This is a genomic window from Pantoea trifolii, assembly GCF_024506435.1.
GTDB classification, from domain to species: domain Bacteria; phylum Pseudomonadota; class Gammaproteobacteria; order Enterobacterales; family Enterobacteriaceae; genus Pantoea; species Pantoea trifolii.
Genome location: NZ_JANIET010000001.1, coordinates 3,977,490 through 3,998,516, shown reverse-complemented (window position 1 = coordinate 3,998,516; position 21,027 = coordinate 3,977,490). Strand labels below are relative to the sequence as shown.

At 58.4% G+C, this 21,027-nt stretch carries 18 protein-coding genes; 10 read left to right on the top strand and 8 right to left on the bottom strand.

Features of this window, described 5'->3' with window-relative positions:
• Window positions 1-63: 63 nt before the first annotated feature.
• Together mqo and NQH49_RS18605 are read right to left on the bottom strand one after the other, a co-directional pair.
• Window positions 64-1,674, bottom strand: a complete 1,611-nt coding sequence (gene mqo / locus NQH49_RS18610) for a malate dehydrogenase (quinone) (RefSeq protein WP_256697786.1) — start codon at window positions 1,672-1,674, stop codon at window positions 64-66.
• Between the two features lie 535 nt (window positions 1,675-2,209).
• Window positions 2,210-2,449 carry a DUF1158 domain-containing protein gene (locus NQH49_RS18605; RefSeq protein WP_007891898.1) on the bottom strand — a complete coding sequence of 80 codons (240 nt, stop codon included), beginning with the start codon at window positions 2,447-2,449 and terminating at the stop codon, window positions 2,210-2,212.
• A 284-nt stretch (window positions 2,450-2,733) separates the two neighbouring features.
• Here NQH49_RS18605 and mntP point away from each other — a divergent pair, with 284 nt between their 5' ends.
• The 10 genes from mntP to NQH49_RS18555 all read left to right on the top strand — a co-directional run bounded on the left by mntP (window position 2,734) and on the right by NQH49_RS18555 (window position 14,112).
• Entirely contained in the window at window positions 2,734-3,303 is a 570-nt protein-coding gene (gene mntP / locus NQH49_RS18600) for a manganese efflux pump MntP (RefSeq protein WP_256697785.1), read from the top strand.
• Window positions 3,304-3,791: 488 nt separating this feature from the next.
• The gene (dgcN, locus tag NQH49_RS18595; protein WP_256697783.1) at window positions 3,792-4,799 is read left to right on the top strand and encodes an N-acetyltransferase DgcN; all 1,008 of its coding nucleotides are present in this window, start codon (window positions 3,792-3,794) and stop codon (window positions 4,797-4,799) included.
• Window positions 4,800-4,801: 2 nt separating this feature from the next.
• Window positions 4,802-5,767 (top strand): N-acetyl-D-Glu racemase DgcA, encoded by a 966-nt coding sequence (gene dgcA / locus NQH49_RS18590; RefSeq protein WP_256697782.1) that lies wholly within the window; start codon window positions 4,802-4,804, stop codon window positions 5,765-5,767.
• 18 nt (window positions 5,768-5,785) lie between these two features.
• The gene (locus NQH49_RS18585; protein WP_256697781.1) at window positions 5,786-7,648 is read left to right on the top strand and encodes an ABC transporter ATP-binding protein; all 1,863 of its coding nucleotides are present in this window, start codon (window positions 5,786-5,788) and stop codon (window positions 7,646-7,648) included.
• 21 nt (window positions 7,649-7,669) lie between these two features.
• Entirely contained in the window at window positions 7,670-9,211 is a 1,542-nt protein-coding gene (locus NQH49_RS18580; protein WP_256697780.1) for a glutathione ABC transporter substrate-binding protein, read from the top strand.
• Between the two features lie 221 nt (window positions 9,212-9,432).
• The gene (locus tag NQH49_RS18575; RefSeq protein WP_256697779.1) at window positions 9,433-10,362 is read left to right on the top strand and encodes an ABC transporter permease; all 930 of its coding nucleotides are present in this window, start codon (window positions 9,433-9,435) and stop codon (window positions 10,360-10,362) included.
• Window positions 10,362-11,246, top strand: coding sequence for an ABC transporter permease subunit (locus NQH49_RS18570; protein WP_007891891.1), 885 nt, complete (start codon window positions 10,362-10,364; stop codon window positions 11,244-11,246). The genes NQH49_RS18575 and NQH49_RS18570 overlap by 1 nt, the downstream gene beginning before the upstream one ends.
• 2 nt (window positions 11,247-11,248) lie before the next feature.
• Complete coding sequence (locus NQH49_RS18565; protein WP_256697777.1) at window positions 11,249-12,295, top strand: DmpA family aminopeptidase; 1,047 nt, start codon at window positions 11,249-11,251, stop codon at window positions 12,293-12,295.
• A 50-nt stretch (window positions 12,296-12,345) separates the two neighbouring features.
• Window positions 12,346-13,167, top strand: coding sequence for a M55 family metallopeptidase (locus tag NQH49_RS18560; RefSeq protein ID WP_256697775.1), 822 nt, complete (start codon window positions 12,346-12,348; stop codon window positions 13,165-13,167).
• Window positions 13,168-13,275: 108 nt separating this feature from the next.
• Complete coding sequence (locus NQH49_RS18555; protein WP_256697774.1) at window positions 13,276-14,112, top strand: fumarylacetoacetate hydrolase family protein; 837 nt, start codon at window positions 13,276-13,278, stop codon at window positions 14,110-14,112.
• A gap of 77 nt (window positions 14,113-14,189) precedes the next feature.
• Here the strand turns inward: NQH49_RS18555 and NQH49_RS18550 are convergent, their stop codons facing one another.
• The 6 genes from NQH49_RS18550 to NQH49_RS18525 form a co-directional block, all read right to left on the bottom strand.
• On the bottom strand, window positions 14,190-15,701 hold the full coding sequence (locus NQH49_RS18550; RefSeq protein ID WP_256697773.1) for a serine hydrolase domain-containing protein: 1,512 nt from the start codon (window positions 15,699-15,701) through the stop codon (window positions 14,190-14,192).
• Window positions 15,698-16,438, bottom strand: coding sequence for an ABC transporter ATP-binding protein (locus NQH49_RS18545; RefSeq protein ID WP_256697772.1), 741 nt, complete (start codon window positions 16,436-16,438; stop codon window positions 15,698-15,700). Before NQH49_RS18545 ends, NQH49_RS18550 begins: the two co-directional genes overlap by 4 nt.
• An 82-nt stretch (window positions 16,439-16,520) precedes the next feature.
• Complete coding sequence (locus tag NQH49_RS18540) at window positions 16,521-17,348, bottom strand: ABC transporter ATP-binding protein (RefSeq protein ID WP_256697771.1); 828 nt, start codon at window positions 17,346-17,348, stop codon at window positions 16,521-16,523.
• The gene (locus tag NQH49_RS18535; RefSeq protein ID WP_154157288.1) at window positions 17,349-18,248 is read right to left on the bottom strand and encodes an ABC transporter permease; all 900 of its coding nucleotides are present in this window, start codon (window positions 18,246-18,248) and stop codon (window positions 17,349-17,351) included.
• Complete coding sequence (locus tag NQH49_RS18530; protein ID WP_222235037.1) at window positions 18,245-19,255, bottom strand: ABC transporter permease; 1,011 nt, start codon at window positions 19,253-19,255, stop codon at window positions 18,245-18,247. Before NQH49_RS18530 ends, NQH49_RS18535 begins: the two co-directional genes overlap by 4 nt.
• Entirely contained in the window at window positions 19,255-20,850 is a 1,596-nt protein-coding gene (locus tag NQH49_RS18525; RefSeq protein WP_256697769.1) for an ABC transporter substrate-binding protein, read from the bottom strand. Before NQH49_RS18525 ends, NQH49_RS18530 begins: the two co-directional genes overlap by 1 nt.
• Between the last annotated feature and the right edge of the window lie 177 nt (window positions 20,851-21,027).

Below are 21,027 nucleotides of genomic sequence, written 5' to 3'. Positions count from 1 at the left end.
ATATATGCGCACCGAAGCATTTGTAGGGTCGCCATTCATGGCGACCAGGCTAGAACTACCTTATTACTTCCCCACCACGTGCGCCGTTTCGCGCGCTTCATCGTTGGCGGCATCCGGTGTAATTACCGGCTCGTAGTCGAGTTGTAACACGCGGCTGGTATCGGCCAGCACTTTCTCGGTCAATGCGACGTCGCCGTTCAGCTTGCGTCCCCACGATGGGATCACCATGCGAATTTTGGTCTGCCATTCCGGCGAACGCATCTGTTCCGGGAAGGCTTTCGCCATCAGCTCGAGCATAATCGGTGCGGCGGTGGAGGCGCCCGGTGATGCACCCAGCAAGGCAGAAATCGAGCCATCTTCCGAGGTCACCACTTCGGTACCGAGACGCAGCACGCCGCCTTCCACGGTATCGTTCTTGATGATCTGCACGCGCTGGCCGGCAGTCACTAAACGCCAGTCTTCCTGCTTCGCCTGCGGCACGTAAGCGCGCAACGCTTCCATACGATCGCTGTCGCTTTGCAAAACCTGATCAACCAGATATTTCACCAGGTCGAAGCTCTTCAGGCCAACCTGCACCATCGGCTTGAGGTTGCTGGTGTTCATCGCGCCGAACATATCCAGCAGCGAACCCTGCTTGAGGAATTTGGTCGAGAAGGTCGCAAACGGCCCAAACAGCAGCACCTGCTTGCCATCCAGTACGCGGGTATCGACGTGCGGCACCGACATCGGCGGTGCGCCGACGCTGGCTTTGCCATACACCTTCGCCATGTGCTGTTTGACTACGTCAGGATTTTCCGTCACCAGGAATGAACCGCCCACCGGGAAACCGGCATAACCTTTCACTTCTGGAATGCCGGATTTCTGCAGCAGCGGCAACGCCGCGCCGCCCGCACCAATAAACAGCTGGCGCGTGGTCAGCACGCGATTTTCGCCGCTGGCCAGATTATGCAGAGTGACCTGCCAGCGACCGTCGCTCAGGCGTTTGATATCGCGCACTTCCTGGCGCAGACGCAGGCGGAAATTGGCTTTCTTCTCTAAAGAGGCAATCAGCTGACGCGTTACTTCACCGAAGTTCACGTCGGTGCCCATTTCGGTCCTGGTGGCTGCGACTTTTTGCTTGCTGTCACGGCCGTTCATCACCAGCGGAATCCACTCGGTGATTTGATCACGGTCTTCAGAGTAATTCATGCCACGGAACAGCGTGCTTTTCTGCAACGCATTGAAACGCTTGCGCAGGAATTCAACGTTATCGTCGCCCCAGACGAAACTCATGTGCGGCGTACTGTGGATAAAGCTTTTAGGATTGCGCAGGTTGCCTTTCTGAACGTGATACGCCCAGAACTGGCGCGAAATCTGGAACGATTCGTTAATCGCCACCGCTTTGGCGATGTCGATGCTGCCATCCGCCTTCTGCGGCGTATAGTTGAGCTCTGCCAGCGCGGCGTGACCGGTTCCGGCGTTGTTCCAGCCATTAGAGGATTCAACGGCCACGTCATCAAGACGTTCAACCATCTCAATCGACCAGTCAGGTTCGAGATCTTGCAGCCATGCGCCCAAAGTCGCACTCATCACGCCTGCGCCAATCAGCAGTACGTCGACGTCTTTTCGTTCCTGAAGGTTTGCACTTTCCATGCCAGCGGCGGCGAGCGCCAGATTTACCGCAGTAGTACTCATGAGGCGACATCTCCTCTCTCTGTTGACCTGAAGCTCAACAGGTTCGCAGGCGAAATAGCCGCGCTTCTTTCGAGCGCGTGGCGCTATCTCTCAAAGGTTAAGACTCAGGTATAAGTCATGGGGACGATAACGGTTAACTGCACGTTATGCATATGCATTCGAATATAACATTCTCGTATCGGAATTAAACGTTTGTTTATTTTTTAAAGGCGGAAATGATTCAGCATAAGAATTAATCAGCTCAACCCCGTGGTCATAAGGGATTTTTATCTCTTAATCAGACGGTTAGCGTAATGCAGTTGTTACGCTATTGTGAGTGCTTTTGATGGGGTTGAAAACGGTGAGTGAGGTGTGTCACATTTTAATGCTTTGAAAATTATGGACTTTAACTAAATTGATTATTTATGCGGATTTTATGTTGCGCGATATTTCGCCATATCGTGTAAAAGTAATGTTACATTTTTGTGGTGATGAATTTCAGCTTGGGCGTGGGTGCCCGCCAGAAGAAAAATGCATCACCTTGCTGAAAAAATGATCAGCGCGATCGGCGGCGCCACAGGAAGCGAATGACGAAAAACTCAATCGCGCCCAGCAGTAAAAACCACAAACTAAAGACGATGGTATACAGCTGATTAACATCCATCAGATGCAGGCTTTCCTGCAGCTGTTTTGCCAGCTCAATACCAAATGAAGGCGCGGGCAGCAGCAGGGCAGAAAGAAAGCCCAGCAGCAGAATGCCGCCTGGGATGATCAGCGTTTCGAATGGGTTATTCATGGTCATTATCCAAATCAGTTAGCGCGGGCATTAGCGCATAAAACCGCGCTACGGTGCAATCCCCGTGCCGAATCGCGCTAAGAAATTTCTTCTATTCCATTCACTTAGCGTCAAAAATAGCGAAAGTTAAGAGTTATAGCCTTTGCTATACTTAAATCCCTGATTTTACTGTCTTTTTTTTGCCGTTTTTGCGTGTTAGACTGCGCGCACTTTTTCATTACTGAACAATAAATGCGGAGAAGTAGCGGCTTTGGCGCCTGTTCCGCAGCATTGATTGAAAACCCATGACATTTATCGCAACCCTGATTTTGGCCTTTGGCATGTCGATGGACGCTTTCGCCGCAGCATTGGGCAAAGGCGCATCGCTGCATCGCCCAAATTTCAAAGAAGCGCTGCGTACCGGTTTGATCTTTGGCGTCATCGAAATGTTAACGCCGCTGATTGGCTGGGCGATTGGCCTCGCGGCCAGCCGCTACATCATGGCGTGGGATCACTGGGTGGCGTTCGTGCTGTTAACCGTGCTGGGCGGCCGTATGATAATGGAAGGTTTCCGTCAAACCGCCGATGAGCCTTGCGAAGCGCCGCAGCGTCACGGTTTTATGGTGCTGGCGTTAACCGCTGTCGCCACCAGTCTTGATGCGCTGGCCGTCGGTGTTGGCCTGGCGTTCCTGCAAGTGAATATCATCATGACCGCCGTCACCATCGGCGCCGCCACTACCATTATGGCGACCACCGGCGTGCTGGTGGGCCGCTTTATCGGTCCGGTGATGGGTAAATGGGCCGAAGTGTTGGGCGGCGTAGTGCTGATCAGCATTGGCTGCACCATTTTGGGCCAGCACTTAGGTTGGTTTTAATTTGTAGGGTCGCCATTCATGGTGACCGCTTTTAACTGCATCACTCAACTCCCAATTTCCCTTCATTATGTGATCTACTTCAAAAATAATTGCGGTAAAAACGCTCAGAGGCTATACTTTTTGCGTATTTCTTCAACAATTTTTGAACCAGGTGCCTTATGAAACGCTTTTTCCGCTACGTGTTTAACGCTTATGTTGAAACCTTCAAGCACGTACCGCCAGGCGCACAGCATTAATCCAGCGCTAAAAGAATACCCTCGATAATCGCGGTCACGGATCGACCTGTGGTTATCAACTGTTTTCTTATCTCTCCAGCCGCAATTCCCCCCATTTTCTCCCTAACTTGCTGATAAAATCCTTCAGCCATCAGATTTCGATCTGGCTATAGCCGCACGTTATACCCCGCAACTAAACAAGCATTCGTCACCCCATCTTCTGCATGAAATAGTCAATTCAGGCCCTATAAACCGTCTGAAATGAGAAACATCATGCTGATCCCACAACCTTATTTACTCTTCCTCGGCGACGTAACCGATCCACTGGCCGCTAAAACCGCCCGCGGCATCCACGTCTGGCGTCCAGAGCAGTGCGTTGGCGAAATCAAACTGCCGGGCTGCACCGTATCGCTGGGCCTCGACGTCCTCGACATTGCCGCTGCCAAAGCGCGCGGTGCCAAAACGCTGGTGCTCGGCACCGCGAATGCCGGCGGTTACTTGTCCGCGCATTGGCTCGACACGGTAAAAAGCGCCATCTCTGCCGGGATGAACGTGGCCAGCGGTTTGCACCATCGTCTGGTGGATGAGCCGGAGCTGGTGGCGCTGGCCAAAGAGTTCGGTGTTGAGCTGTTCGACCTGCGTCATATGCGTCCAAAACTGGAAGTAGGCAGCGGTAAAAAGCGCACAGGTAAGCGTGTACTTACTGTCGGCACAGATTGCTCGGTAGGCAAGATGTACACCTCGCTGGCGCTGGAAGCCGCGATGCGCGAACGCGGCATGAAAGCCGATTTCCGCGCCACCGGCCAGACCGGCATTTTGGTGGCAGGCGAAGGTATCGCGATTGATGCGGTGATTGCCGACTTCATCGCCGGTGCGGTCGAAGCGCTGTCACCAGCCAATGACGCCGATCACTGGGATATCGTTGAAGGTCAGGGTTCGCTGTTCCATCCTTCTTACGCTGGCGTCAGCATGGGCTTGATTCACGGTGCGCAACCGCATTGGCTGGTGATGTGCCATGAAATGGGCCGTCCGCATATGCGTCATCTGCCGCATCAGCCGATGGTCAGCCTGAAAGATTGCGTCGAAGCCAACCTGCGCGCGGCGCACGTCACCAGCGACGCGGTGCAGCTGGCCGGTTTCGCCATCAACACCTCAAACTACAGCGAAGCAGAAGCGCGCGCCTATTGCGCAGAAATCAGCGCAGAATTCGGCGTGCCAGCCACCGATCCGGTGCGTTTCGGCATGGCGGATATCGCCGCGCTGCTGCAGGAGCGTGGCTAATTATGCGGCGCATGCAGATTGAAGTGCTGGAGCTGCCGCTGGCGCGTCCGTTTGCCATCTCACGTGGCACTCGCACGGCGGTTACGGTAATTCGCGTGACGCTGGAGCAGAACGGCTTTATTGGCCGCGGCGAATGTACGCCCACGCCGCGCTACGATGAAACGCCAGAAAGCGTCAACGCCGAACTGGAAGCGCTGCGCGCCGACATGGAAGCGGGCCTGAGCCGCCTTGATCTGCAAAGCCGTGTGTCTGCCGGTTCAGCGCGTAATGCGCTGGACTGCGCGCTGTGGCGTCTTGATGCCGCGCTGGTGAAGCACACGCTGTGGCAACAGTGCGAGCGTCGTCAGCCGCCATCGGTGATCACCGCCGAAACCCTCAGCCTCGATTCCATCGAGAACATGGCCGCCGCCGCTGCCGACGCGGTATCACGCGGCGCCATCCTGCTGAAAATCAAACTCAATCGCGACGAGATTCTGGAAAAAGTCGCTGCGATTCGTCAGGCCGCGCCGCGCGCCACCTTAATCATTGATGCCAATGAAGCCTGGTCGGGCGTGGATTTGCCCAGCCTGTTCAACGCGCTGGCGAGTTTTAACATCGCGATGGTCGAGCAGCCGCTGCCGGCGGGCCAGGATCAGGCGTTGCAGCGCTTCGCGCACCCTATTCCGGTGTGTGCCGATGAGAGTTGCCACACACGTGAAGACATCGCGCCGCTGCGTAATCGCTACGAGATGATCAACATCAAGCTGGATAAGTGCGGCGGGTTAACCGAAGCGCTGGCGATGGTGGATGAGGCGCAGAAGCTTGATATGCGGTTGATGGTTGGCTGCATGCTCGGCTCTTCACTGGCGATGGAAGCAGCGCTGCCGGTGGCGATTGCCGCTGAGCATGTCGATCTCGATGGCCCAATCTGGCTGGCCGCCGATAGCTCGCCCTTCCTTTCTTACGCTCAAGGCCAAATCTGGCTGTAACCCGCACGCGGAGCAACGATGACGGACACTTTACTTACACCCAACGCCGCCAGCGTTGCCGGTTCAGCACCGGTGCTCGCGATTCAGGATCTCAGCGTCAGTTTTCGCGGCCGCAGCGGCGAAAATCAGGCGCTGAAGGGCATCAGCTTTAACATTCATCAGGGCGAAATTGTCGCCGTGGTCGGTGAAAGTGGCTCGGGTAAATCGGTCACCTCGCTGGCGGTAATGGGCTTGCTGGCCGCATCCGGGCGTATCGATCGGGGCAGCATGCAGTTCCGTGATCGTCAGGGCAACGCGCATCAGCTTGCCACGCTGAATGAAACCCAGAGCCGTGCTTTACGTGGCCGCGAAATGGCGATGATTTTTCAGGAGCCGATGACCTCGCTCAATCCGGTATTGCGCGTCGGCGATCAGCTGACCGAAGCGCTGCGGGATCATCAGATTTGCGACAAAAGTCAGGCCGAGGCGCGCGCACGTGAATTACTGCGCCAGGTGCGCATCGCTGATGTCGATCGGGTGATGAAAAGCTATCCGCATTCGCTGTCGGGCGGCATGCGCCAGCGCGTGATGATTGCCCAGGCGCTGGCCTGCGATCCGCAGCTGCTGATTGCTGATGAGCCGACCACCGCGCTGGATGTCACGGTGCAGGCGCGCATTCTGCACATCCTGCGCGACCTGCAACGCGAGAAACAGATGGCGGTGCTGTTCATCACCCACGACATGGGCGTGGTGGCAGAAATCGCCGATCGCGTGGTGGTGATGCTGCGCGGCGAAGTGGTTGAGCAGGGCACGGTAACTGAAATCTTCAACGCGCCGCAGCATCCCTACACCAAAGCATTATTGGCCGCAGTGCCGAAGCTCGGCGATATGCGCGAACACGCATGGCCGCAGCGTTTTCCGCTATTGGGCAGCAATGCCAGCGATAACAGCGAGCAGCGCACCGCGCGCTACGACGAAACGCCGCTGCTGGATGTACGCGGCCTGAAAGTGTATTACCCAATTCGCAGCGGCATTTTCTCGGCGCTCACCCATCAGGTGCACGCGGTGGAGCAGATCGATTTCAGTCTATGGCCGGGCGAAACCCTGGCGATTGTCGGCGAAAGCGGCTGCGGTAAATCCACCACCGGTCGCGCGCTGATGCGGCTGATCAACAGCGACGCCGACAGCATTCATTTCCAGGGCAATGAAATCGCCAACCTGAAAGAGGCGCAGTTCCAGCCGCTGCGTCGTGAAATTCAGATGGTGTTTCAGGACCCTTACGCCTCGCTCAATCCGCGTCTCACCGTCGGCTTTACCATTGCCGAACCGCTGCTGCTGCACGGCATGGTCAAGTCGCTGGAAGACGCGTCGCCGCAGGTCGATGCGTTGCTGAAAAGCGTGGGCTTATTGCCGGAACACGCGCAGCGCTATCCGCATGAATTTTCTGGCGGTCAGCGTCAGCGTATCGCCATTGCGCGCGCCATGGCGTTGAAACCCAAAGTGATCATCGCCGACGAAGCCGTCTCGGCGCTGGATGTGTCGATTCAGGCGCAGGTGGTGAACCTGATGATGGATCTGCAACAGCAAACCGGCGTGGCGTGGATTTTTATCTCGCACGATATGGCGGTGGTGGAACGTATCGCTAACCGCGTGGCGGTGATGTATCTCGGCCAGATTGTTGAGCTGGGGCCGCGTCAATCGGTGTTCAACCAGCCGCAACATCCGTATACCCAACGTCTGCTGGCCTCGGTGCCGGTGGCCGATCCCCAGAACCGTCAACCCCGCACTTTCGAGGACGGCGAAATTCCGTCGCCGCTGCGCAAGGTGGGAGAAACGGTCGTTAAACCGCGTTATCGCCAGGTTGCTCCGCAACACTGGGTCGCTGATTGTGTTTCGCGCTAACCCTCAATACCAGGAGATTTCATGAACCCGATTTTCCGCCGTACTGCGCTCGCGCTGGGATTGACCCTCTCGCTGGCCGCCGCCGCTCAGGCGCAGGATCTGCGCATTTCGATGTATGCCGACATCACCGGCCTCGATCCGCACGATACCTCCGATAACGTCAGCTACTCGGTGCAGAGCGGCATCTTCGAACGTCTGTTCCAGTTCGATGCCAGGATGAAGCTGCAGCCGTGGCTGGCTACCAGCTACACCAGCAACGACAGCGCCACCGAATTTACCCTGACGCTGCGTAAAGACGTGACCTTCCAGGATGGCACGCCGTTCGATGCCGAAGCGGTAAAAGCCAACCTCGATCGCCTTGCCGACCAGACCAAAGGCCTCAAGCGCAACAGCCTCTACAAGATGATTGCGAAGGTAACGGTGCTGGCGCCGGACCAGGTGAAAATCGATCTGAACCAATCGTTTGGTGCTTTCATCAACACCCTGGCGCATCCGTCGGCGGTAATGTGGAGCCCGGCGATTCTCAAGCAGTATCCGGAAGAAGCGCAGTTGCGTCTGCATCCGGTCGGCACCGGCCCGTTCAAATTCGTCACCTGGCAGCCGGGTAAAGCCGTGACGCTGGCGAAGTACGACGGCTACTGGCAAAAAGGCTGGCCAAAAGTGGATAACGTGATCTTCTCGCCAAGCCCGGAAGATGCCACGCGCGTGGCGGCGCTGAAATCTGGGCAGGTGGATGCGATCTGGCCGCTGCCATCCGATCTGATCGCCACCGTGCAGAGCGACAGCAAACTGGCGGTGCAGCGCGATCCGAGCATTTATCTCTATTACATGGCGATCAACACCCAGCACAAACCGCTGGCTGATGTGCGCGTGCGTCAGGCGATCAACTACGCCATCGACCGCGATCTGTGGCTGAAAGTGGCGTTTGCCGGCATGGGCAAACCGGCCAGCTCGGCGATTCCGCAAGGCGTGCAGTTCTACCAGAAGCAGAGCGCGCCGAACTATCGCTATGCGCCGGATGAAGCCAAAGCGCTGCTGAAAGCCGCCGGATATCCGAACGGCCTCGATCTCAAACTGTGGGTCACCAACGCCACCGCCAGCGTGCGTGCCGCGCAGGTATTAAAAGCGCAGCTGGCAACGGTGGGCATTCGCGCCACGGTAACGCCGATGGATTCCGGCACGCGCAACGCCAAACTGTGGGGCGTGAAGGACCCGAAAGCGGCAGAATTTGATCTCTATTACGGCGGCTGGTCGACATCAACCGGTGATGCCGATTGGGCCTTGCGTCCACTCTACGCCACCGAATCCTGGGTGCCGACCTCGTATAACGTCTCGTACTTCAGCAACGCCGAAGCCGACAAAGCGATTGCCGGCGGCCTAGCCACCGCCGATCCAGCTAAGCGTGGCGAAGCCTACGCCGAAGCGCAGAAAGTGTTGTGGAAAGAGGCGCCAGTCGCCTTCCTCGGCACGCCAGACAATCTGGTCGGCAAACGCAGCACGCTGAGCGGTGTGTCGATGCTGCCGGATGGCAACTTCCTGTTTAATCAGGCGACGTTTAAATAAAGGTTGGGTGGGGTTGGGTGCTCGCTGTCCCCCTCCTCGGTCCTCCCCCATAAATGGGGGAGGAAGATGCTGCCACATGCCAGTGATGAAGCTGCATGTGGCAGCGTCTCCTTCCCCCGCTTGCGGGGGAAGGCCGGGATGGGGGGCAGCCAGCACGATCTGGGGGCAGCCAGCACCATCTGGGAGCAACCAGCACCATCCCAAAAAAATAAAGGAACCGCATGTTCGCATACATCATTCGCCGACTGCTGGAGATGATCCCCGTATTGCTGGTGGTCTCGCTGCTGGTCTTCGGCTTCATCAAACTGCTGCCTGGCGATCCGGCGCGTATCTACGCCGGACCGGATGCGCCTTTGGCCGCGGTGGAAGCAGCGCGTCAGCATCTGGGACTTAACGATCCGCTGCCGCAGCAATATATCAACTGGATCGGTGGCCTGCTGCGCGGCGATCTGGGCGTCACTTACCGCACTCAACAGCCGGTGCTGGAGGTGATCAAGCAGGGCTTTATGCCCACGCTGTGGCTGGCGCTGGCCGGTTTTGCCTGGTCGGTGATTCTGGGCCTTTTCCTCGGCGTGTTTGCCGCCCTGAAACGCGGTAAATGGCAGGACTGGACCTTAATGAGCGTCGCCGTCGGCGGCATCTCGATGCCCACTTTCTGGCTCGGCCTGCTGCTGATCCAGTTCGTCGCCATGCCGTTTGGCCTGTTCTCCGTCAGCGGCTTCAGCCAACCCAGCGACATCGTATTACCGGCGATCACGCTCGGTTCTTCGGTGGCGGCGGTGATGGCGCGCTTCACCCGCTCGGCGTTTCTTGAAGTGGCGCAGGAAGATTACGTGCGCACCGCGAAAGCCAAAGGGCTGCGTAATCGGCTGGTGACGTGGAAACACGTGATGCGCAATGCGTTGATCCCGGTGATCACCATGCTCGGTTTGCAGTTTGGTTTTCTGCTCGGCGGATCGATCGTGGTCGAAAGCGTGTTCAACTGGCCGGGATTGGGCTGGCTGTTGATCGAGTCGATCAAAGCGCAGGATCAACCGGTGATCCAGGCGTTAGTCATGCTGTTCGTGTTTGAATTTATTATCATTAACCTGCTGGTGGATCTGCTGTACGCCGTGGTCAACCCAGCGATTCGCCTGCGACAGGAGCCCTGATGAGTCTGCAATCTCTGCCTGCCCACGCGCAGGAGGCGATCCGTTCGCCGTGGCGCGATTTCCTGCACGCGCTGGTGCGTAATCCGCTGGCGCTGGTCTCCGGCGGCTTTGTGCTGCTGCTGGTGCTGGTGGCCATTTTCGCGCCCTGGCTGGCGCCATGGGATCCAATGGCACCCGACTGGATGGCGCTGTCATCGCCGCCCTCCAGCACGCACTGGATGGGCACCGACGAACTGGGGCGCGATCTGTTCAGCCGCATCATCTTTGGCGCGCGTATCTCGCTGTATGTGGGCGTGTTGTCGGTAACGCTCGGCATGGTAGTTGGCGTGCTGCTCGGCCTGCTGGCGGGCTATTACGGACGCTGGATCGATATGCTGATTATGCGTGGCTCTGACGTGCTGTTCGCCTTTCCCGGCATGCTGCTGGCGATTGCGGTGGTGGCGATTCTCGGTCCGGGACTCAACAACGTCATCATCGCGGTAGCGATCTTCAGCGTGCCGGTGTTTGCCCGCATCGTGCGTGCGTCCACGCTGTCGCTGAAACAGGCAGCGTATGTTGAAGCGGTGCGCTGTGCCGGTGCGCCGGACCGCGTGATTCTGCTGCGCCACATTCTGCCGGGCACGCTGTCAAACGTGATTGTCTATTTCACTATGCGTATCGGCACCAGTATTCTGACCGCCGCCGGGCTGAGTTTTATCGGTCTCGGCCCGGAACCCGATGTGCCGGAGTGGGGCAATATTCTGGCGATGAGCCGCAGCATGATGATGGCTGGCTTGTGGCACGTCAGCGTGTTTCCGGGTCTGGCGATATTCATTACCGTGCTGGCGTTTAACCTGTTGGGTGATGCGCTGCGCGACACGCTCGATCCCAAACTGAAGAGCTAAGCATGGACTTTCAACAACTGCAGCGCGACCTGCTGCTGCAACGCTGGCGCAGCGAGCGCCAGCTGGGACAACCGCGCAGCGCCAGCGGGCCAACCAATCGTATTAGCGACGTGCCGGGCGTGCGCGTCGGTCACTACACGTTAGCCGATGGCGAGCGACAAACCGGCGTCACCGCGATTGTGCCGCCGGGCGACAATCTGTTTACCCAGCCGCTGCCTTGTGCGGCGGCGGTGTTTAACGGTTTCGCCAAGCCGGTTGGTCTGGTGCAGGTTGAAGAGTTGGGCGTGCTGCAAACGCCGATTCTGCTGAGCAACACGCTGGCGGTCGGCACGCTGTTTACCACGCTGGTGCGCGATGCCATCAGCCGCAACAGCGAGTTGGGCCGCAGCTTGCCCACGGTCAATCCGCTGGCGCTGGAGTGCAACGACGGCTGGCTCAACGATATTCAGGCGCTGGCGATCACTGAAACGATGGCGCAGCAAGCACTCTATGACGCCACGACAGATTTCGATCGCGGCAGCGTGGGTGCCGGGCGCGGCATGAGCTGTTTCAGTTTAAAAGGCGGCATTGGTACGGCGTCGCGCATGATTCCGTCGCTCAATGCCACGCTGGGCGTGCTGGTGCTGGCGAACTTCGGCGCGTTGACCGCGCTGACGCTGGATGGCGTGCGCCTCGGCGAAATGATCGCACCGCTGCTGCCGGAACTGACGCCGCAGCGCGATGCCGGTTCCATCATCATTATTATGGCGACCGATGCGCCGCTCGATGCACGTCAGCTGAAGCGCGTCGCCAAACGCGCCGGGGCCGGTTTGGGACGACTAGGCAGCTATTGGGGCCACGGTTCGGGCGATATCGCGCTGGCGTTTTCCACCCAGCCGCAGCCGCAACCGCCAGAAGAGTCCATGCTGGAACCGCTGCTCGCCGCCGCCGCCGATGCCACCGAACACGCGGTGCTGGATGCCTTACTCAGTGCCGAATCTGTCACCGGTTTTCGTGGCCATCATCGCCCGTCGTTAACGGAAGTATTAGATCGATTGACCGCGTCGTAGGGTCGCCATTCATGGCGACCTCTGCCAATAACCGCATGGAACCCAACCTCATGAAAATCTTCATCTCTGCTGACATCGAAGGCATCGCCGGCGTCATGCGCCCTGAACAGTGTTCACCGGGCCACGCCGAATATCAGTTGGCGCGCGGCCTCATGGAACAAGAAGTCAACGCCGCCATTGATGGCGCCTTTGCCGGTGGCGCGACGGAAGTGGTGGTGGCCGACAGCCACGCGCAGATGACCAACCTACGCGCGGAAAATATCGATCCCCGCGCGCGCATGGTGCAAGGCAAACCGCGTGGCTTATCGATGGTGGAAGGCATTGAGCAGCAGCCGTTTGATGGCCTGTTCTTTATCGGCTATCACAGCGCGGCGGGCGAACCGGGCGTGCTGGCGCACACCATTAATGGCCGTGCGTTCTGGCGCATTCACATCAACGGTAAAGTGATGGGCGAGACCGATATCTACGCCGCAGCCGCTGCCGAACAGGGCACGCCGCTGTGGCTGGTAAGCGGTGACGATCAGCTTAAAGGCTGGATTGCCAAGCATTATCCCTCGGTGGATTACGTCTGTGTGAAACGCGCCATCTCACACACCTGTGCCGAATCCATCAGCCCGCAGGCAGCGCAGAACGCCATTCGCGCTGCGGCAACGGCTGCGGTGCAGCGCAAACGCCAGATCAGCACCACGCGGTCGAGCGCGCCTTACGAGATGCAACTGCAAGCCAGCAAACCGGTGCTGGCGGATCTGTTCAGCCTGATTCCCGGCGTGATGCGCATTGATGCGGTCACCGTTGGTTATCGCGCGGACAACATGAACACGTTAATCAGCCTGCTGAGCGCCTTCTCCTATCTGGCGAGCACGCAGTCGTGATCGTAGGGGCGCCATTTATGGCGGCCGCGCTAAATCATCAGGTCGGTCCGCATTTCCTGCTGAATTTTGCTAACCTGCGCGCAATTTATATATAACAACGAGGCAGTCATGCAGCTCTGCAGTTTTTATATTATTGACCAGCAAAGAAAAAGTTACGGTATTGTGCAGCAAGAGGGCGTGATTGATATCGGCGCACGTCTCGGCGCTGACTGCCCGGACCTGAAAACCTTGCTGCAACGCGGCGCGTTAAGCGATCTCGACGCCTACGTTTCAATGCCGGTTGATCACCCGTTTAGCGCCATTCGCTTCCTGCCGGTGGTGGAAAATCCTGGCAAAGTGTTCTGTGTTGGCATGAACTATGCCGACAAACGCAAAGAGTTTGCCGAGACGATTGAAGCGCCGACGCTGTTTGTGCGTTTCGCGGATTCGCTGGCGGCGCACGAGCAGCCGCTGATGAAACCCGCGACCACGCAGGAATTTGATTACGAAGGCGAACTGGCGGTGATCATTGGCAAAGCGGCCTATCAGGTGAAAGCCGCTGATGCGCTGAATCACGTTGCGGGTTACAGCTGCTTTATGGATGCCACGGTGCGCGACATGCAGTTTACCTGGTTCACCGCCGGGAAAAACTGGCAGCAAACCGGCGGTTTCGGGCCGTGGATGACCACCGCCGACGAGATCCCCGATCCGCAGCAGCTGGCGATCAAAACCTGGCTCAATCAGCGCGAAGTGCAGAACGACACCACCGCCAGCATGGTGCATCCGGTGGCGAAGATCATCGAGTACATTTCCGCGTTCAGCCCGCTGTCGCCAGGCGATGTGATCATCACCGGTTCACCGGGCGGCGTCGGTAAAAAACGCACGCCACCGCTGTTTATGTTCCCCGGCGATGAGATTGAAGTAGAAATCGAAAAGATCGGAAGATTACGTCACCGTATCGCATAAAACGGTCGCCATAAATGGCGCCTCTACGACGGTTTTGTAGGGTGCGCATTTATGCGCACCTGGAAAATTACAATGCGTTAACGTGTAAACGTCACCACGCGGCTGCGGTTCAACAGCAGCCGCAGCGTGTCGCCTTCGCGCGCAATCGCGAAGCGCTTCTCCCACGGTCCATCCTGCGCGGTGGCTAAGAGGCGATCGTTGCCCAGCGACTGCAAACGTGCGCGAATCGCTGCCGGGCCAATGCCCATGATTAAGCTGTCGCCCTCAATCACTAACTCGCTGCGCCACTGTGGCGCGAACCAGCGGCCTTGCAGATTATCGAGACTGGCCTGATCGGCCTGCACCGGCACAAAACGTCGTGCGGCATGGCCAATCTCACCGACAATCGCCGCGCCATCATGACGTAACCGCATCGGGAAGGTGCTGGAGAGCGACACCGCCGTGCCGTGCACATCGTCACGCCACAAGGTTTCGCCTGCGCCGAGCCAGGTGGCGGTCACGCCTTTAATCTCCAGCCAGTCGGCGGCGTCTTGCGCCACGTAAAGTCCGGGCGTTAAATCGTGTCCTTTCTCCGGTAACGCGCGATTGAGCAGCGCCGCCATCACCCGCAGCACGCTTTCCGACGTGGTGACATCTTCGCGGTTGGCGACCAGCGCCACGCCGATTTTCAGTTCCGGATGCAGCAGGAAATAGCTCTTATAACCGGCATGCGAACCGCCGTGACCAAACAGCGTCTGGCTGCCGAGCGTCGAGCTGGTGATGCCCAAACCGTATCCGCTGGTGCGGCCATCGTTGAGATTACGCGGCGCGCTCAGGCGCTGCAGCACGCCTGCCCCCGGTCCGCTATCGGCCAGCAGGCTTTGCAGCCAGCGCGTCAGATGATGCAGGCTGCCGGTCACGCTGCCCGATGCCGAGAGATGCAAACCGGCGCTGGAAAGCTGCCACTGCGCGCCGTTTTGCCAGTAGCCAGGCACCAAACCGGGCACGATATCGAACCAGCTTTCCGGCGCAATCAGGTTGATATCCAGCGGATCGCAGATGTACTGCTGCAGCAGATCATTGAATAACACGCCTTTGGCTTTCAGTGCTTCTTCCACCAGCCGATAGCCGGTGTTGGTGTAGGAGATTTCGCTGCCGGGCGCATAGTTGAGCTGGCCTTCGCGCGCGATAAAATCCAGCAGGTCGTCGGCGCGGGTGGCGTTGTACACCGACAATCCCAGCAGCGATAAGGTTTCACGCACGTCCGGCAAACCGCTGCTCATATCCAGCGCCTGGCCGACGGTGATTTGGCCGTTGGCTCCGCTCAGCTGCGGCAGATGCTGCACCAGCGCATCGTCGAGCTTGAGGTAGCGACGTCCCGGCCCGGTCACCAGCGCGGCAAACAGATGTTTAGTGATCGAGGCGAAACGCACCACGCTGTCGGCGCTGAACGGCGTTTGCTGCGCCAAATCAGCCAGTCCGGCACAGTGCGTTGAGTGGATCTGGTGCGCATCAAACAGCACCATTGCGCCGCCCGGGGCGCCCGGCTGTTGCCAGCTTTCAGTGATCTGTTGTGCGACATCCGCGGCGTGTTGCCAGTGAGCGGTCATGCCGGTTCCTCCAGCGTCATGCTGAGATCGAAAAGTTGGGCGGTATGCGGATGCTGGATGCGCCGCGCGCGCAGATCGTCGGCGCTCAGCTGCTCCACCATCTCGCCATTCTGCATCACGCCAATGCGCTGACACAGGTGCGTTACCACCGCGAGGTTATGCGTCACCATAATGTAGGTGAGTTTGCGTTCGCTGCGTAGATCGCTGAGTAAATTGAGGATTTCGGCCTGCACCGACACATCCAGCGCCGAGGTTGGCTCATCCAGCAGCAGCACTTCCGGTTCGGCGATCAGCGCGCGCGCAATCGCCACGCGCTGACGCTGGCCGCCCGACAGCTGATGCGGATAGCGGAAACGTACCGAGGCGGGCAAGCCCACTTCGCCTAATGCCTGGCTGATGCGCTGTTCGGCGCGATCGAGCTGATGCACCAGCAGCGGTTCGTGCAGGATGCGATCAATGGTTTGACGCGGATGCAGCGAACCAAACGGATCCTGAAACACCATCTGCACCTGACGATAGAAGGCGCGACTGCGTTTAGCGCTGAGCTGCATGCCGCCAAACAGCATGCTGCCTTGCCAGTCGGCATTCAGCCCAGCGAGCGCGCGCAGGATGGTGGATTTGCCCGAGCCGCTTTCACCGACCAGGCCAAAGCTTTCGCCGTTACCGACCGAGAAGCTGACGTCTTTCACCGCCGTGTGCGCACCGAAGTGGATGCGCAGGTTATCGATTTGAATCATGGGTTGTTCCGTGCAAACCGTGAAACGGTCGGCATGAATGCCGACCCTACGGTAGGGGCGCCATTTATGGCGACCAGGCTAATTATTCGCGCCACGCGGCATCGCGCTGCAATACGGGTAAACGCGCGCGCGGATGGCGCAATGACGGCAAACACGCCAGCAAACCGCGCGTGTAAGGATGCTGCGCCTGCTGCAACTGCCCGGCATCAAGCAGCTCGACGATGCGGCCGGCGTACATCACCGCCACGCGATCGCAGAAGTGCGACACCAGCGGCAAATCGTGGCTGATCAGGATCAGCCCCATGCCGCGCGCCGAGACCAATTCGTCAATCAGCTTGAGGATCTCCGCCTGCACGGTGGCATCCAGCGCGCTGGTGGGTTCATCGGCGATCAACAGTTCCGGATCGGGCGCCAGCATCATGGCAATCATCACGCGCTGGCCCATGCCGCCCGAGACTTCATGCGGATAGCGTTTCGCCACGGCTGCGGGATCGCGAATCTTCACCTGCTCCAGCAGCTCAATCGCTGCCTGCATCGCCGCTTTATGGCTGCCGCCTTTGTGCTCGCGCCAGGCTTCGGCAATCTGCTGGCCGATGGTCATCACCGGATTGAGTGAATATTTCGGGTCCTGCAGGATAAAACCGACGCGCTTGCCGCGAATTTTACGCAGCACCTTCTCGCTGGCACCGCGCAAATCGATGCCATCAAAGCGCAGCACATCGGCGCTGACTTCCGCGTTGCCCGGCAATAACTGCATCAGGCTGCGCGCGGTCAGCGACTTGCCGGAACCGCTTTCGCCGACAATGGCGAACTTCTCGCGGCCAACGCTAAAACTGACGCCGCGCACGGCTTCAAAGGTTTCGCTGCGCGAGCGAAAGGCAACGCGCAGGTTCTCGATTTCCACCAACATTTAGCGCTCCTTGGGATCCAGCACGTCACGCAGACCGTCGCCGAGAAAGTTAAACGCCAATGACGTCAGGAAAATCGCGATACACGGCATTAATGGCACCCACCATTCGCTGAACAGGAAGCGACGCGCGGTAGCAATCATCGTGCCCCATTCCGGTGACGGCGGCTGCGCGCCCATGCCAAGGAAGCCAAGGCTGGCGGCGGTGATAATGATGGAGCTCATGTCCAGCGTGACGCGCACAATCAGGCTCGGCACGCACAGCGGCATGATGTGGCGCAGAATAATGCGCAGCGGTGACGCGCCGGTCAGACGGCTGGCGGCGATAAAGTCGCTGTGGCGGAACTGCAGCGTTTCGGCGCGCGCCAGACGTGCATACGGCGGCCACGACGTCAGGGCAATCGCCAGAATCGCGCTCTCAACGCCAGGTTTCAGCGCGGCAACAAACGCCAGCGCCAGAATCAGACGCGGGAAGGCGAGGAAGATGTCGGTCAAACGCATCAGCGCTTTATCGATGAAACCGCCGGCATAACCGGCGATACAGCCAATCAGCAGACCGAGCGGCGCGGTGAGCAGCACCACAGCGATCACCATGCCGAGCGTGGTGCGGCCGCCATAGATAATGCGCGTCCAAACATCGCGCCCCAGTTCATCGGTGCCGAGCCAGTGTGCGGCGGAAGGTGCCGCAAGACGGTTTTCCAGATGCTGCACGCCGGGATCGAACGGCGTCAGCCACGGCGCAAACAGCGCCAGCAGCAGCATCACCGCCACCACCAGCAGTCCGGCCATCGCCAGCGGATTACTGCGCAGGCTGAGCCACAGGCGATAACGCCGGCCCCACACCGCCTGGCGACGATTGGCGGGCGTGTCGTCGAGCAGCCATTCTCGTGAGAAGAAGATCATTTTACGCGCGGGTCCCAAAGTCGATAGAGAAGGTCAGCCAGCTGATTGAGCAGCACATACACGGTGCCGACCAGCAAGGTGGCGCCGATCACCGGGTTCATGTCGGCGTTCATCAGCGAGGTGGTGAGATATTGGCCGATACCGGGCCAGGCGAAGACGTTTTCCGTCACCACCGCGCCCTCCAGCAATCCGGCGTAGGTCAGCGCCAGCACCGTGACCAGTTGAACCGCCACGGTGGGAAACGCATGCCGCCAAATCACCCGCCGTGACGACAAACCTTTAGCGCGCGCGGTGATCACGAACTCGCCGCTCAGCGCGTTAAGCATAAAGGTGCGCGTCATACGCGTGATGTAGGCCATGCTGAAGTAGGCCAGAATCAGCACCGGCTGCGCCATGTGGGCCAGCGCATCCCAGAAGGCGTCCATTTCCCCGGCCAGCAGCGAATCGATGGTGAGGAAGCCGGTGACCTGCGGCACCATATCCTGCCAGATGATGTCCTGCCGTCCAGGGCCGGGCGCAATGCCGAGCACCGCGTAGAACACCAGCAGGCTCAGCAGCGCCAGAACGAACACCGGCAGCGAATGGCCGGCAAGACAGATCACGCGAATGGTTTGATCGACCCACGAACGTTGACGCACCGCCGCCCACACGCCGAGCGGAATGCCGATCAGCGCCGCGATGATGATCGCCGCCGTCGCCAATTCCATGGTAGCGGGGAAGAAGCGGGCGATGTCGGTAATCACCGGATTCGAGGTGAGAATTGATTTACCGAGATCGCCATGCAGCAGTTGATTAAGGTAGTGACCAAACTGCACGTAAAGGGGCTGATCCAGCCCCATTTCCGCACGTACGCGCTCGACCACCGATTGCGGTGCGTTATCACCGACCGCCGCCAGCACCGGATCGGTGGGCATGACGCGGCCAATGAAAAAGGTCAACACCGACAGACCAAACAGCGTCAGCACCAGGCTTCCCAGGGTGCTGACGATTCTCTTCAGTAACGGCATCAGGCTTTTTTCACCTGCGCATACGGCCACTGCTCCAGCACGGTCATGTGAACATCACTCAGCGCTTTGCTGGTGGCCACGTTTTTGGTCTTCTGCATCATGAAAATGAACGGACTCTTCTCGCGACCTAGCTGCTGAATCTGCTGATAGAGCGCGATGCGTTTCGCTGGATCGGGCTCATGCAACGCCTGCTCGGTGAGTTTGTTGAACTCTTCATCTGACCAGCTGCAGCGCCACGCCAGCGTACGCGCACGCGCGTTATCGCTGTTGTCGGTGTTAACGCAGAAGGCTTCGGTGTTGGAGTTAGGATCAAAGTAATCGGCTCCCCAAACGGTCAATGCCAGCTGATGCTGACGCGCACGCATCTTGGTCAGAACCTGACGGTTTTCGGCGGCGATCAGTGACACTTTGATGCCAATCGCGCCCAGCTGGGTTTGAATCGCCTGCGCGATGTCCGGATACGGTTGCATTGAGTAGTGATCGAGGGTGATGTCGAAACCGTCCGGATAACCCGCTTCGGCCAGCAGCGCTTTGGCTTTCGCCAGATCTTTGTGGAATGGCGTATCGTCCAGCGCCGCCGGGAAGCCGCTCGGCAGGAAGCTTTGATGGGTGACAAAACTCATCGACAGAATGTTTTTCTGGATGCTTTCGTAATCCAGCGCCCACTTCAGCGCCTGCCACACCTGCGGTTTTTTCAGGTACGGATTATTGGTGTTGCACGACATCAGCATGATGGCCGACAGCGACTGATTCACCAGCGACACGCTGCTGTCGTTTTTCACCTGCAGCAGCTGTTCAGTGGTGAGGTCATACGCGGCATCGACATCGCCTTTTTTCAGCATCAGCGCCTGCGCGGCCGGGTCGGCGATGTGTTTGAGGATCACGCGTTTGGTTTTGCTTGAACCTGCATATTGCGGGCTAATCTCCAGAATCACCGTTTCGCTGGCATTCCAGGTGCGCAGGGTAAAGGCACCGGAACCGGCGCTGTGCTGTTTCAGCCAGCCGTTACCGAAGTCGTTGTTCTGCTGGTTCGCCAGACAGGCTTTCTTCGACACGATGCTGCCGACGGTGGCGGATAAGCAGTAGAGCAGGAAGGTTTCGGCCGCCGGCGCGCCGAGTTTCATCTCAACGGTGTGCGCATCTTTCGCGGTCACCAGCTGCGTCACGTTGTCTTTGGTGAAGCCGAATTGGTTGATAATAAAGGCTGGGCTCTTATCCAGCTTGACGATACGCTCAATCGAGAACGCCACGTCTTCTGCGGTAAGCGGCGAACCATCAGCGAATTTGGCCGCCGGATCGAGATGGAAAGTGTAAGTGCCGTTATCGCTGCTGACGTCCCAGCTTTGTGCCAGTTGACCAATCACTTTGTCGGCTTGCTTTGGATCGGGCGTGACTAAACGTTGATAGAGGTTGCCGCAAATCTGGCCACCGGTGGCTTCGAAGCTTTCGTGTGGATCGAGGCTGGTGATGTTATCGAGCTGCATCGCGATCACCAGCATGGTCGGCGGCGTCGCGGCAAAGGATGAATTCAGGCTGAGGTAGGAAACAACAGGTACAGCAGTGCATCCTGCAAGAAAACGTCTTCTGGTAACCATGTAAACTCCCAACTGATTGATAATTAAAATAAAAAATTGTTATTTGATTGTTTTTTGTCTTGACTTTACGCACCTGCCGGAGGATTAATACCGGCTCTAAGCCATTTGTTTCACGCGCGTGTGCTCGCCCTTTTTTGGTGCAATTTGCTCCGCCAGCTGGCAGTGCTGCGCTTTCCC

Bases quoted from the DNA above. Each gene is read 5' to 3' on its own strand.
- mqo (WP_256697786.1), bottom strand. From the start codon at position 1,674: ATGAGTACTACTGCGGTAAATCTGGCGCTCGCCGCCGCTGGCATGGAA.
- NQH49_RS18605 (WP_007891898.1), bottom strand. From the start codon at position 2,449: ATGAATAACCCATTCGAAACGCTGATCATCCCAGGCGGCATTCTGCTG.
- mntP (WP_256697785.1), top strand. From the start codon at position 2,734: ATGACATTTATCGCAACCCTGATTTTGGCCTTTGGCATGTCGATGGAC.
- dgcN (WP_256697783.1), top strand. From the start codon at position 3,792: ATGCTGATCCCACAACCTTATTTACTCTTCCTCGGCGACGTAACCGAT.
- dgcA (WP_256697782.1), top strand. From the start codon at position 4,802: ATGCGGCGCATGCAGATTGAAGTGCTGGAGCTGCCGCTGGCGCGTCCG.
- NQH49_RS18585 (WP_256697781.1), top strand. From the start codon at position 5,786: ATGACGGACACTTTACTTACACCCAACGCCGCCAGCGTTGCCGGTTCA.
- NQH49_RS18580 (WP_256697780.1), top strand. From the start codon at position 7,670: ATGAACCCGATTTTCCGCCGTACTGCGCTCGCGCTGGGATTGACCCTC.
- NQH49_RS18575 (WP_256697779.1), top strand. From the start codon at position 9,433: ATGTTCGCATACATCATTCGCCGACTGCTGGAGATGATCCCCGTATTG.
- NQH49_RS18570 (WP_007891891.1), top strand. From the start codon at position 10,362: ATGAGTCTGCAATCTCTGCCTGCCCACGCGCAGGAGGCGATCCGTTCG.
- NQH49_RS18565 (WP_256697777.1), top strand. From the start codon at position 11,249: ATGGACTTTCAACAACTGCAGCGCGACCTGCTGCTGCAACGCTGGCGC.
- NQH49_RS18560 (WP_256697775.1), top strand. From the start codon at position 12,346: ATGAAAATCTTCATCTCTGCTGACATCGAAGGCATCGCCGGCGTCATG.
- NQH49_RS18555 (WP_256697774.1), top strand. From the start codon at position 13,276: ATGCAGCTCTGCAGTTTTTATATTATTGACCAGCAAAGAAAAAGTTAC.
- NQH49_RS18550 (WP_256697773.1), bottom strand. From the start codon at position 15,701: ATGACCGCTCACTGGCAACACGCCGCGGATGTCGCACAACAGATCACT.
- NQH49_RS18545 (WP_256697772.1), bottom strand. From the start codon at position 16,438: ATGATTCAAATCGATAACCTGCGCATCCACTTCGGTGCGCACACGGCG.
- NQH49_RS18540 (WP_256697771.1), bottom strand. From the start codon at position 17,348: ATGTTGGTGGAAATCGAGAACCTGCGCGTTGCCTTTCGCTCGCGCAGC.
- NQH49_RS18535 (WP_154157288.1), bottom strand. From the start codon at position 18,248: ATGATCTTCTTCTCACGAGAATGGCTGCTCGACGACACGCCCGCCAAT.
- NQH49_RS18530 (WP_222235037.1), bottom strand. From the start codon at position 19,255: ATGCCGTTACTGAAGAGAATCGTCAGCACCCTGGGAAGCCTGGTGCTG.
- NQH49_RS18525 (WP_256697769.1), bottom strand. From the start codon at position 20,850: ATGGTTACCAGAAGACGTTTTCTTGCAGGATGCACTGCTGTACCTGTT.